Annotated in this window: 10 protein-coding genes; 8 read left to right on the top strand and 2 right to left on the bottom strand. The window is 63.7% G+C overall.

Annotated features, from left to right (window positions below):
- Window positions 1–58: 58 nt before the first annotated feature.
- Window positions 59–1099 (bottom strand): low specificity L-threonine aldolase, encoded by a 1041-nt coding sequence (locus AB1N67_RS22935; protein WP_043211099.1) that lies wholly within the window; start codon window positions 1097–1099, stop codon window positions 59–61.
- 324 nt (window positions 1100–1423) lie between these two features.
- On the opposite strand from AB1N67_RS22935, the gene glyA reads away from it, so the two are divergent.
- From glyA to AB1N67_RS22895, 8 genes are all read left to right on the top strand, one after another.
- The gene (gene glyA / locus AB1N67_RS22930) at window positions 1424–2677 is read left to right on the top strand and encodes a serine hydroxymethyltransferase (RefSeq protein ID WP_043211101.1); all 1254 of its coding nucleotides are present in this window, start codon (window positions 1424–1426) and stop codon (window positions 2675–2677) included.
- Between the two features lie 15 nt (window positions 2678–2692).
- Window positions 2693–3943 (top strand): sarcosine oxidase subunit beta family protein, encoded by a 1251-nt coding sequence (locus AB1N67_RS22925; RefSeq protein WP_043211104.1) that lies wholly within the window; start codon window positions 2693–2695, stop codon window positions 3941–3943.
- 16 nt (window positions 3944–3959) lie between these two features.
- Window positions 3960–4292, top strand: coding sequence for a sarcosine oxidase subunit delta (locus AB1N67_RS22920; RefSeq protein WP_043211106.1), 333 nt, complete (start codon window positions 3960–3962; stop codon window positions 4290–4292).
- Window positions 4289–7306 (top strand): sarcosine oxidase subunit alpha, encoded by a 3018-nt coding sequence (locus AB1N67_RS22915; protein ID WP_090346323.1) that lies wholly within the window; start codon window positions 4289–4291, stop codon window positions 7304–7306. The genes AB1N67_RS22920 and AB1N67_RS22915 overlap by 4 nt, the downstream gene beginning before the upstream one ends.
- Before the next feature lie 141 nt (window positions 7307–7447).
- Entirely contained in the window at window positions 7448–8080 is a 633-nt protein-coding gene (gene soxG / locus AB1N67_RS22910; protein WP_043211110.1) for a sarcosine oxidase subunit gamma, read from the top strand.
- Window positions 8081–8094: 14 nt separating this feature from the next.
- Window positions 8095–8952 carry a formyltetrahydrofolate deformylase gene (gene purU / locus AB1N67_RS22905; protein ID WP_043211119.1) on the top strand — a complete coding sequence of 286 codons (858 nt, stop codon included), beginning with the start codon at window positions 8095–8097 and terminating at the stop codon, window positions 8950–8952.
- A 250-nt stretch (window positions 8953–9202) separates the two neighbouring features.
- Window positions 9203–10402 (top strand): formaldehyde dehydrogenase, glutathione-independent, encoded by a 1200-nt coding sequence (fdhA, locus tag AB1N67_RS22900; RefSeq protein ID WP_043211122.1) that lies wholly within the window; start codon window positions 9203–9205, stop codon window positions 10400–10402.
- Between the two features lie 153 nt (window positions 10403–10555).
- Window positions 10556–11137 (top strand): DUF2780 domain-containing protein, encoded by a 582-nt coding sequence (locus AB1N67_RS22895; RefSeq protein WP_043211124.1) that lies wholly within the window; start codon window positions 10556–10558, stop codon window positions 11135–11137.
- Between the two features lie 182 nt (window positions 11138–11319).
- On the opposite strand, the gene AB1N67_RS22890 is transcribed toward AB1N67_RS22895, so the two are convergent.
- Window positions 11320–12681, bottom strand: a complete 1362-nt coding sequence (locus tag AB1N67_RS22890) for an APC family permease (RefSeq protein ID WP_367863406.1) — start codon at window positions 12679–12681, stop codon at window positions 11320–11322.
- Window positions 12682–12850: the final 169 nt, after the last annotated feature.

The following is a 12850-nucleotide window of genomic DNA, read 5'->3' as shown; positions in this document are numbered from 1 at the left end:
TGGACGCTTCGCGGGTAAATCGGGGCGCCCAACCGCCGCTCCGATTTACCCGCGGACATCAGGCGCCGACGACGGCGCGGATGTCCTGCGCCAGTTCACGCACTCGCGCTTCTTGCGTATCCCACGAGCACATGAACCGCGCGCCACCGCTGCCGATGAAGGTGTAGAAGCGCCAACCCTTGGCGCGCAGCGCCTCCAACGCGGCTTCCGGCATTTGCAGGAACACGCCGTTGGCCTGCACCGGGAACATCAGCTCCACGCCCGGCAGGTCGCTCACCAGCGAGGCCAGCAGTTGTGCGCAATGGTTGGCGTGGCGGCCATAGCGCAGCCAGGCGCCGTCTTCGAGCAGGCCGACCCAGGGCGCGGAGAGAAAACGCATCTTCGACGCCAGCTGGCCCGCCTGTTTGCAGCGGTAATCGAAGTCATCGGCCAGGGCGCGGTTGAAGAACAGGATCGCCTCGCCCACGGCCATGCCGTTCTTGGTACCGCCGAAGCACAGCACATCCACCCCGGCCTTCCAGGTCAGCTCCGCCGGTGTGCAGCCCAGGGAAGCGCAGGCGTTGGAAAAGCGGGCGCCGTCCATGTGCAGGTTCAGCCCCAGCTCCTTGCAGGTGGCGCTGATCGCCCGCAGCTCGTCGGGGTTGTACACCGTGCCCACTTCGGTGGCCTGGGTGATGGTCACCACGCGTGGCTTGGGGTAGTGGATGTCCTGGCGCTTGAGCGCGACTTCGCGGATCGATTCGGGCGTCAGCTTGCCGTCTACACTGCGTGCGGTGAGCAGCTTGGAGCCGTTGGAGAAGAACTCCGGCGCACCGCACTCGTCGGTCTCGACGTGGGCGGTCTCGGAGCAGATGACGCTGTGGTAGCTCTGGCACAGGGAGGCCAGGGCCAGGGAGTTGGCGGCGGTGCCGTTGAAGGCGAAGAACACCTCGCAGTCGGTTTCGAACAGCTCGCGGAAATACTCGGCGGCGCGTTCGGTCCATTGATCGTCGCCATAGGCGCGCTCGTGGCCCAGGTTGGCTTTTTCCATCGCGGCCCAGGCTTCGGGGCAGATGCCGGAATAGTTGTCGCTGGCGAATTGTTGGCTGTTATCAGTCATGACATCTGTCCTTTTTACGACGCAGATCCGCACTCTAAACCATCGATTCAGCGGTTGCCTATACAAGGCCTGTTCGAGCAACTGGCTGTATTGATCTTGCGGGCTTCTTCGCGGGTAAACCCGCTACCACAGGGATTGCACAGCCCCTGTAGGAGCGGGTTTACCCGCGAAGGGCCCCGCACAGGCACCAGGCAGATGCGAATGTCGTAAACGCGCCATTGCAAGGCGTGCGCAGGCATCTGAGTCGCCCTCGCCGGTCATACCATCGCCTCAAAGGGCCACAGTGCCTCAAGACAAGAAATGATCGCTGCCGGGAGAAACAAGATGTTCAGCAAGCAAGACCAGATCCAGGGTTACGACGACGCACTGCTGGCGGCGATGAATGCCGAAGAACAGCGCCAGGAAGATCACATCGAGCTGATCGCCTCGGAGAACTACACCAGCAAGCGCGTCATGCAGGCCCAGGGCAGCGGCCTGACCAACAAGTACGCCGAAGGCTACCCAGGCAAGCGCTATTACGGTGGCTGCGAGTACGTCGACAAGGTCGAGGCGCTGGCGATCGAGCGCGCCAAGCAGCTGTTCGGCGCCGACTACGCCAACGTCCAGCCGCACTCCGGCTCCTCCGCCAACAGCGCCGTCTACCTGGCCCTGCTGCAGCCCGGCGACACCATCCTGGGCATGAGCCTGGCCCATGGCGGTCACCTGACCCACGGCGCCAAGGTGTCGTCCTCGGGCAAGCTGTACAACGCGGTCCAGTACGGCATCGACAACACCACCGGCCTGATCGACTACGACGAAGTCGAGCGCCTGGCGGTCGAGCACAAGCCGAAGATGATCGTCGCCGGCTTCTCCGCCTACTCCAAGACCCTGGATTTCCCACGGTTCCGCGCCATCGCCGACAAAGTGGGCGCACTGCTGTTCGTCGACATGGCCCACGTTGCCGGCCTGGTTGCCGCTGGCCTGTATCCGAACCCGATTCCGTTCGCCGACGTGGTCACCACCACCACCCACAAGACCCTGCGTGGTCCGCGTGGCGGCCTGATCCTGGCCAAGTCCAACGAAGAGATCGAGAAGAAGCTCAACGCTGCCGTTTTCCCGGGCGCCCAGGGTGGCCCGCTGATGCACGTGATCGCTGCCAAGGCCGTGTGCTTCAAGGAGGCGCTGGAGCCTGAATTCAAGACCTATCAGAAGCAGGTCATCGCCAACGCCCAAGCCATGGCCAAGGTGTTCATCGACCGCGGCTACGACGTGGTTTCCGGCGGCACCGACAACCACCTGTTCCTGGTCAGCCTGATCCGTCAGGGCCTGACCGGCAAAGACGCCGACGCCGCCCTGGGTCGCGCCCATATCACCGTCAACAAGAACGCCGTACCTAACGACCCGCAGTCGCCGTTCGTCACCTCGGGCCTGCGCATCGGTACCCCGGCCGTCACCACCCGTGGCTTCAAGGAAGCCCAGTGCGTTGCCCTGGCTGGCTGGATCTGCGATGTGCTGGACAACCTGGGTGATGCCGACGTCGAAGCCGACGTTGCCAAGAACGTCGCCGCCCTGTGCGCGGATTTCCCGGTCTACCGCTGAGTGGAGTAACCAACCATGCAACGCTATTCGGGCTTCGGCCTTTTCAAACACTCCCTCAGCCACCACGAGAACTGGCAGCGCATGTGGCGCACGCCGACGCCGAAGAAGGTGTACGACGTGGTCATCGTCGGCGGTGGCGGCCATGGCCTGGCCACGGCCTACTACCTGGCCAAGGAGCACGGCATCACCAACGTCGCGGTGATCGAGAAGGGTTACCTGGGCGGCGGCAACACCGCCCGTAACACCACCATCGTGCGTTCCAACTACCTGTGGGACGAGTCGGCCAAGCTGTACGAACACGCCATGAAGCTGTGGGAAGGCCTGTCCCAGGACATCAACTACAACGTGATGTTCTCCCAGCGTGGTGTGTACAACCTGTGCCACACCCTGCAGGACATCCGCGATTCCGAGCGTCGGGTCAACGCCAACCGCCTCAATGGCGTGGACGGTGAGCTGCTCAACACCGAGCAGGTCGCCGCCGAAATCCCGTACCTGGACTGCTCGAAGAACACCCGCTACCCGATCCTCGGTGCGACCGTCCAGCGCCGTGGCGGCGTGGCCCGTCACGATGCCGTGGCCTGGGGCTACGCCCGTGCCGCCGACGCCCTGGGCGTCGATCTCATCCAGCAGACCGAAGTGATCGGCTTCCGCAAGGAAAACGGCGCGGTCATCGGCGTGGAAACCAACAAGGGCTTCATTGGCGCCAAGCGCGTCGGTGTGGTCACCGCCGGTAACTCCGGTCACATGGCCAAGTTGGCCGGCTTCCGTCTGCCGCTGGAATCGCACCCGTTGCAGGCGCTGGTATCGGAGCCGATCAAGCCGATCATCGACAGCGTGATCATGTCCAACGCCGTGCACGGCTACATCAGCCAGTCCGACAAAGGCGACCTGGTCATCGGCGCCGGTATCGACGGCTGGGTCGGTTACGGCCAGCGCGGTTCGTACCCGATCATCGAGCACACCATGCAGGCGATCGTCGAGATGTTCCCGATCCTCTCGCGCGTGCGCATGAACCGTCAGTGGGGCGGCATCGTCGATACCTGCCCGGACGCGTGCCCGATCATCTCCAAGACCCCTGTGAAAAACCTGTTCTTCAACTGCGGCTGGGGTACCGGCGGCTTCAAGGCGACCCCGGGTTCGGGCAACGTCTTCGCCGCGAGCCTTGCCAAAGGCGAGATGCACCCATTGGCCAAGCCGTTCTCGATCGATCGCTTCTACACCGGCGCGCTGATCGACGAACACGGCGCCGCGGCCGTCGCCCACTAATCGGAGACAATTCGTCATGTTGCATATTTTCTGTCCCCACTGCGGCGAGCTGCGCTCCGAAGAAGAGTTCCACTCCTCCGGCCAGGCGCACATCGCCCGTCCGCTGGACCCTAGCGCCTGCACCGACGAGGAATGGGGTACCTACATGTTCTTCCGCGACAACCTGCGCGGTATTCACCATGAACTGTGGGACCACGTTGCCGGCTGCCGCCAGTACTTCAACGTCACGCGTAACACCGAGACCTACGAGATCCTGGAAACCTACAAGATCGGCGAGAAGCCGCAGGTCACCGCGAACAAGCTGAACCCCGCGCAGTCGGCCGTCAAAGGCCAGGGAGAAAAAGTATGAGCCAGGTCTATCGCCTCGCCAGCGGCGGTCGCATCGATCGCAGCAAGGTCCTGAACTTCACCTTCAACGGCAAGACCTACCAGGGTTATGCCGGTGACAGCCTGGCCGCTGCGCTGCTGGCCAACGGCGTCGACATCGTCGGTCGCAGCTTCAAGTACTCGCGTCCTCGCGGCATCGTCGCCGCAGGCCCGGAAGAGCCGAACGCCATCCTGCAGTTGGGCTCGAGCGAGGCCACCCAGGTACCGAACGTGCGCGCCACCCAGCAAGCCCTGTACTCGGGCCTGGTTGCCACCAGCACCAACGGCTGGCCGAACGTCAACAATGACGTCATGGGCATCCTTGGCAAGGTCGGCGGCAGCATGATGCCGCCCGGGTTCTACTACAAGACCTTCATGTATCCCAAGTCGTTCTGGATGACTTACGAGAAGTACATCCGTAAAGCGGCAGGCCTTGGCCGTGCTCCGTTGCAGAACGACCCGGACAGCTACGACTACATGAACCAGCACTGCGACGTGCTGATCGTCGGTGCCGGCCCTGCTGGCCTGGCCGCGGCCCTGGCCGCCGGTCGCAGCGGCGCCCGCGTGATCGTCGCCGATGAACAGGAAGAGTTCGGCGGCAGCCTGCTCGACACCCGCGAAACCCTCGACGGCAAGCCTGCCGCGGACTGGGTTGCTGCCGTCGTCGCCGAGCTGCAATCGCTGCCGGAAGTGACCCTGCTGCCTCGCGCCACGGTCAACGGCTACCACGACCACAACTTCCTGACCATCCATGAGCGCATGACCGACCACCTCGGTGACCGCGCCCCGATCGGCCAGGTCCGTCATCGCGTCCACCGCGTGCGTGCCAAGCGTGTGGTACTGGCCACCGGTACCCACGAGCGTCCGCTGGTGTACGGCAACAACGACGTGCCGGGCAACATGCTCGCCGGCGCCATCTCGGTGTACGTGCGCCGTTACGGCGTGGCACCGGGCCGCAAGCTGGTGCTGTCGACCAACAACGATCACGCCTATCGCACCGCTCTGGACTGGCACGACGCCGGCCTGCAAGTGGTCGCCATCGCTGATGCGCGCCACAACCCGCGCGGCTCGCTGGTCGAGGAAGCGCGCGCCAAGGGCATCCGCATCCTGACCTCCAGCGCCGTGATCGAGGCCAAGGGCACCAAGCACGTAACCGGCGCCCGCGTCGCTGCGATCGATGCCGTGGCGCATAAGGTCACCAGCCCAGGCGAATGGCTCGAGTGCGACCTGATCGGCAGCTCCGGTGGCTACAGCCCGGTGGTTCACCTGGCCTCGCACCTGGGCGGTCGTCCGATCTGGCGTGACGACATCCTCGGCTTCGTGCCGGGCGATGCGCCTCAGAAACGTGTCTGCGTGGGTGGCGTGAATGGCGTCTATCCGCTCGGCGACGCGATTGCCGATGGTTTCGAAGGCGGCGTTCAGGCAGCCACCGAAGCAGGCTTCAAGGCGACCGCCGGCACCCTGCCGAAAGTCGTTGCCCGCAAGGAAGAGGCCACCGTGGCGCTGTTCCAGGTGCCGCACGACAAAGGCACTGCCCGTGCGCCGAAGCAGTTCGTCGACCAGCAGAACGACGTCACCGCGGCCGCCATCGAACTGGCCACCCGCGAAGGCTTCGAGTCGGTCGAGCACGTGAAACGCTACACCGCGCTGGGCTTCGGTACTGACCAGGGCAAACTGGGCAACATCAACGGTCTGGCCATCGCTGCGCGCTCGATGGGTATCACCATCCCGCAGATGGGTACCACCATGTTCCGCCCCAACTACACGCCGGTGACCTTCGGCGCGGTAGCGGGCCGTCACTGTGGCCACCTGTTCGAACCGGTACGCTTCACCGCGTTGCACGCCTGGCACTTGAAGAACGGCGCCGAGTTCGAAGACGTTGGCCAGTGGAAGCGTCCGTGGTACTTCCCTAAAGCCGGCGAAGACATCCATGCCGCCGTGGAGCGTGAGTGCAAGGCCGTGCGTGACAGCGTGGGCCTGCTCGACGCCTCGACCCTGGGCAAGATCGACATCCAGGGCCCGGATGCGCGTGAGTTCCTCAACCGCGTTTACACCAATGCCTGGACCAAGCTCGATGTGGGCAAGGCCCGTTACGGCCTGATGTGCAAAGAAGACGGCATGGTCTTCGACGACGGCGTGACCGCCTGCGTCGGCGACAACCACTTCATCATGACCACCACCACCGGCGGCGCTGCCCGCGTATTGCAGTGGCTGGAGCTGTACCACCAGACCGAATGGCCGGACCTGAAGGTGTACTTCACCTCCGTGACCGACCACTGGGCCACCATGACCCTGTCGGGCCCCAACAGCCGCAAGCTGCTGGCCGAGCTGACCGACATCGACCTGGACAAAGAAGCCTTCCCGTTCATGAGCTGGAAGGAAGGTCTGGTCGGCGGTGTGCCGGCCCGGGTGTTCCGTATCTCGTTCACCGGTGAGCTGTCGTACGAGATCAACGTCCAGGCCAACTACGCCATGGGCGTGCTGGAGCAGATCGTCGAGGCGGGCAAGAAGTACAACCTGACCCCGTACGGCACCGAGACCATGCACGTGCTGCGCGCCGAGAAGGGCTTCATCATCGTCGGTCAGGACACCGACGGCTCGATGAACCCGGACGACCTGAACATGGGCTGGTGTGTCGGTCGCAACAAGCCGTTCTCCTGGATCGGCGCACGCGGCATGACCCGTTCGGACTGCCTGCGCGAAGACCGCAAGCAACTGGTGGGCCTCAAGCCTGTCGACCCGACCAAGTGGCTGCCCGAAGGCGCCCAGCTGGTGTTCGACCCGAACCAGCCGATTCCGATGGACATGGTCGGTCACGTGACCTCCAGCTATGCCTCCAACTCCCTGGGCTATTCGTTCGCCATGGGTGTGGTCAAAGGCGGCCTCAAGCGTATGGGCGAGCGTGTCTACTCGCCGCAGGCTGACGGCAGCGTGATCGAGGCAGAGATCGTGTCTTCGGTGTTCTTCGATCCGAAGGGTGAGCGGCAGAACGTCTAAGGCCCCCGCAAGGCAGTGCTGGAGCTTGTGGAGGCGGGGTACCCGCGAATGCGATGTTGGCCTCACCGGCCCATTCGCGGGCAAGCCCGCTCTCCCAGATCCAGCGCCGTTCGGCACAACAGAATTCAAGGCAGGTAAGAAATGAGCGTAATCAACGTCTTCCAGCAAAATCCGGGCTCCAACGCCCGGGCCGAGTCGCCACTGCACCACGCTGACCTGGCCAGCCTGGTCGGCAAGGGCCGCAAGAACGCAGGCGTGACCCTGCGCGAGCACAAATTCCTCGGCCACCTGACGATCCGTGGCGACGGCCACGACGCCGCCTTCGCCGCAGGCGTGAAGAAGGCTCTGGGCCTGGAACTGCCGGTCGCCCTGACCGTGGTCGCCAACGACGAGATGTCGCTGCAGTGGGTCGGACCGGATGAGTGGCTGCTGATCGTCCCGGGCGGTCAGGAGTTCGCCATCGAGCAGAAGCTGCGCGAGGCCCTCGAAGGCCAGCACATTCAGGTGGTCAACGTCAGCGGCGGGCAAACGCTGCTCGAGCTGCGCGGCCCCAACGTACGCGACGTGCTGATGAAATCCACCAGCTATGATGTACACCCGAACAACTTCCCGGTCGGCAAGGCCGTCGGCACCGTGTTCGCCAAGTCGCAACTGGTGATTCGCCGCACTGCCGAAGACACTTGGGAACTGGTGATCCGCCGCAGCTTCTCCGATTACTGGTGGCTGTGGCTGCAGGACGCTTCGGCCGAGTACGGCCTGGCCATCGAGGCTTAAAAAGGAGAACACGCATGAGTCGGGCACCGGACACTTGGATTCTCACTGCCGACTGCCCGAGCATGCTCGGCACCGTCGACGTAGTGACGCGTTACCTCTACGAGCAGCGCTGCTACGTCACGGAGCACCACTCCTTCGACGACCGGCTCTCGGGGCGGTTCTTCATTCGCGTGGAGTTCCGCCAGCCGGACGACTTCGACGAGGCGGGCTTCCGGGCCGGCCTTGCCGAGCGCAGTGACGCCTTCGGCATGACCTTCGAGCTGACCGCGCCCAATCACCGCCCCAAGGTGGTGATCATGGTGTCCAAGGCCGACCACTGCCTCAACGACCTGCTGTATCGCCAGCGCATCGGCCAATTGGCCATGGACGTGGTGGCGGTGGTGTCCAACCACCCCGACCTCGAGCCCCTGGCGCAGTGGCACAAGATCCCTTACTACCACTTTGCCCTGGACCCCAAGGACAAACCTGCCCAGGAGCGCAAGGTGCTGCAGGTGATCGAGGAGACCGGCGCGGAGCTTGTGATTCTCGCCCGCTACATGCAGGTGCTGTCGCCTGAGCTGTGCCGCCGCCTGGACGGCTGGGCGATCAACATCCACCACTCCTTGCTGCCCGGCTTCAAGGGCGCCAAACCGTACCACCAGGCCTACAACAAGGGCGTGAAGATGGTCGGCGCCACGGCCCACTACATCAACAACGACCTGGACGAAGGCCCGATCATCGCCCAGGGCGTGGAGGTGGTGGACCACAGTCACTACCCTGAAGACCTGATCGCCAAGGGGCGCGACATCGAGTGCCTGACCCTGGCGCGGGCGGTGGGGTACCACATCGAGCGCCGGGTGTTCCTCAACGCCAATCGCACCGTGGTGCTCTGACAGTCCTCATTGTCTTGTTCGCGGGTAAGCCCGCTCCCACAGGTTCTGCGTAGCCTTGTGTGGGGGCGGGCTTACCCGCGAATGGATTCACCCTTTTTAACCTGCCGTTAACAGGCAATCCTCTGTCGCTTCCAGTCACTGCGACAAGTTGTATCAGGCCCACAATTCCCTGCATTCCAGTAACACATGCCGCCCACGGAAGGCGGCGCTTTCCACCGCTGCATAAATACAAATCAAGCGAGGTAAGAGCATGTCTGGTAATCGTGGAGTGGTGTATCTCGGTGCCGGTAAGGTCGAGGTGCAGAAGATTGACTACCCCAAAATGCAGGACCCACGCGGCAAGAAAATCGAGCACGGCGTGATCCTGAAGGTGGTCTCCACCAACATCTGCGGCTCCGACCAGCACATGGTCCGTGGCCGTACCACCGCCCAGGTCGGCCTGGTCCTCGGCCACGAAATCACGGGTGAAATCGTCGAGAAGGGCCGCGATGTCGAACGCCTGCAGATCGGCGACCTGGTATCCGTTCCGTTCAACGTCGCCTGCGGTCGTTGCCGTTCCTGCAAAGAGATGCACACCGGTGTCTGCCTCACCGTCAACCCGGCCCGCGCCGGTGGTGCCTACGGTTATGTCGACATGGGCGACTGGACCGGCGGCCAGGCCGAATACGTGCTGGTGCCGTACGCTGACTTCAACTTGCTGAAACTGCCCGATCGCGACAAGGCCATGGCGAAGATCCGTGACCTGACTTGCTTGTCCGATATCCTGCCAACCGGTTACCACGGCGCCGTGACTGCCGGCGTCGGCCCAGGCAGCACCGTCTACGTGGCTGGTGCCGGCCCGGTCGGTTTGGCCGCCGCTGCCTCGGCGCGCCTGCTGGGCGCGGCCTGCGTCATCGTCGGTGACCTGAACCCGGCTCGCCTGGCCCATGCCAAGGCCCAGGGCTTCGAAGTGGTCGACCTGTCCAAGGACACCCCGCTGCACGAGCAGATCGTCGATATCCTCGGTGAACCGGAAGTGGACTGCGCCATCGACGCCGTCGGCTTCGAAGCCCGTGGCCATGGCCATGAAGGTGCCAAGCATGAGGCGCCGGCTACCGTCTTGAACTCCCTGATGCAGGTGACCCGCGTTGCCGGCAACATCGGTATTCCAGGCCTGTACGTGACCGAAGATCCGGGCGCGGTCGATGCCGCCGCCAAGATCGGTGCACTGAGCATCCGCTTCGGCCTGGGCTGGGCGAAATCGCACAGCTTCCACACTGGCCAGACCCCGACCATGAAGTACAACCGCCAGCTGATGCAGGCGATCATGTGGGACCGTATCAACATTGCCGAAGTGGTTGGCGTGCAGGTGATCAACCTGGACCAAGCGCCGCAAGGCTACGGCGAGTTCGATGCAGGCGTACCGAAGAAGTTCGTGATCGACCCTCACAAGATGTGGGGCGCGGCTTAACCTTCAGACTCAACGCCCCTGCGGGGGCGTTGTGCTTTAAGCGGCTTCAGTCACAAGGCCTCGGCAGGCCGATAACCGGCCTGGAACAAACCCCTGCAGCTCCAGTCCAATGCCTCGTTTCCCCGGCCATCCCGGCCGACGAGGTCCCTCCCGATGAAAGCATTCACCCTGGCAACCCTGATGACCCTGGCCGCAAGCCCGGTGTTCGCCTTCAATTTGAGCGATGCGGCCAATGCCGTGTCGGCGATGCAGAACCAGAATTCAACTCAACAGGGTCAGGTACAGGCTCCAGCGGGCCAGGCCAACCTGCTCAATACCTTGGGTAGCGAGCTGAAGATCACCCCTGAACAGGCCATTGGCGGCGCCGGTGCGATGCTGGGGCTGGCGCGCAACAACCTGAGCGAGGCCGACTATGGCCAGCTGACCCAGGCTGTGCCCGGCCTGGACCTGCTTTCCGGCGCCAACGCCCTGGGTGGGCTGAGCGGTCTGGGTGAGTTGCTCGGCAAGAGCAGCGAGAGCCCATCGCCTTTGAGCAATGCGTTGGGCAACGTCGAGAACCGCAGCGACCTGGATAACGCCTTCAGGTTGCTGGGCATGGATACGAACATGATCGGCCAGTTTGCCCCGCTGATCCTTCAGTACCTGGGCCAGCAGGGCCTTGCCGGGTCGCTGTTGCAGAATCTGGGAAGCCTGTGGATGACCCCTGCGGCGCCAGCGGCCGTTCCGTCTGTTTGAGCTTTCTTCATGGGTGCACACGGGCTGAGCCCGTGCCCTCTACCGAGGCGTTTGCTTCGTGGATGAACCCGCTCCCATAAGGTCACCGTCGGCCCTATGGGAGCGGGTTTACCCGCGAATACGACGGCCGATTCACCACCTTGTCGCCGGTAAGATCCGCTCCCCCAAAGGGCAGTGGCGCATCAGGCCGCTTCGGAGAAATCCACCAGGCGCATCGGGCGGCGGAAGCCGGAGGTGAGCACTGCCAGATAAGCCAGGCCCAGGGCGAACCAGCACAGGCCGATCACCAAGGTCAGCGCCGACAGGCTGGTCCACAGCCACAGGGTCAGGCCCAGACCGACCAGCGGCACCACGCCATAGCACGCCAGGCCCTTGAGGTTGCGGTGGGTGCGCTCGTTGATCAGGTGGGTGCGCACCACTGCCAGGTTGACGGCCGAGAACGCCACCAGGGCGCCGAAGCTGATCAGCGATGCCAACGTGGCCAGGTCGATCACCAGGGCCAGCAGCGAGAATGCCGACACCAGCACGATGGCGAACACCGGGGTGCCGAAGCGCGGCGACAGCTGGCCGAAGGTGCGCTGTGGCAGCACCTTGTCGCGGCCCATGGTGTAGAGAATGCGCGACACCGCCGCCTGGGACGCTAGGGCCGAACCCAGGCTGCCGGCGACGAAGGCTGCGGTGAAGAAGTTGGCCAGGAACTGGCCGCCAGCCTTGAACATCACTTCGTTGGCCGCGGCATCGGCATTGGCGAACGTGCTGCCTGGCAGCACCAGTTGGCTGATATAGGCCAGCAGGGTGAACAGCAGGCCGGCGCCAAGGGTGGTGAGGATGATTGCGCGGGGTACGTCGCGGCGGGCGTCACGGGTTTCCTCGGCCAGCGTCGAGACCGCATCGAAGCCCAGGAACGATAGGCACAGCACTGCTGCACCGGCCATCAGGTGACCGAAGCCTGGCTGGTTGCCATCGCCCAGCAGCGGCGAGAGCAGGTCAACCGGCTGGCCTGCCAGCGACTGGTAGGACAAGGCCACGAACACCCCGATGAAGACGATCTGCGCGCCGACGATCAAGTTGCTGGCCTTGGCCACCGAATGGATGCCGACCACGTTGAGCACGGTCACCAGGGCGATCGAGGCCAGGACGATGGTCCAGGCCGGAATGGCCGGGAAGGCGATGTTCAAGAACAGGCCGATGAGCAGGTAATTGATCATCGGGATGAACAGGTAGTCGAGCAGCAGCGACCAGCCGGCCAGGAAGCCCACGTTGGGGCCGAACGCCAAGTTGGTGTAGGAGTAGGCCGAGCCTGCCACCGGGAAGCGCTTGACCATGAAACTGTAGGACGTGGCGGTGAACAGCATTGCCAGCAGGGTCACCAGATAGGCGCCAGCGGTGCGGCCCCCGGTGATCTCGGTGACGATTCCGTAGGTGGTGAAGATGGTCAACGGGACCATGTACACCAGGCCGAAGAACACCAGGGCGGGCAGCCCGAGGACGCGGCGAAGTTGGGCGGGAGCTGCCTCGGCAGCGGGGCGAGGTTGTTTGGCCATCGATCGATCCAAGCATTTTTGTAGTTGTGCGTTGATCGATTTTTATCCACCTGGGTAGGTGAAGACAAACAAAGAGTTGCTAATGTCGATTATAAATCTGGATTTTAATCGGCATCTTATTGTGTACAGCCCACGGTAGGCGCGGGCTTGCTCTTCTGCAAGAGCCGCC

Origin of the sequence: Pseudomonas guariconensis (assembly GCF_040822035.1) — a bacterium.
In the GTDB taxonomy this organism is placed as follows: Bacteria; Pseudomonadota; Gammaproteobacteria; order Pseudomonadales; family Pseudomonadaceae; genus Aquipseudomonas; species Aquipseudomonas guariconensis.
This window is presented reverse-complemented; position numbering and strand designations above follow the sequence as displayed.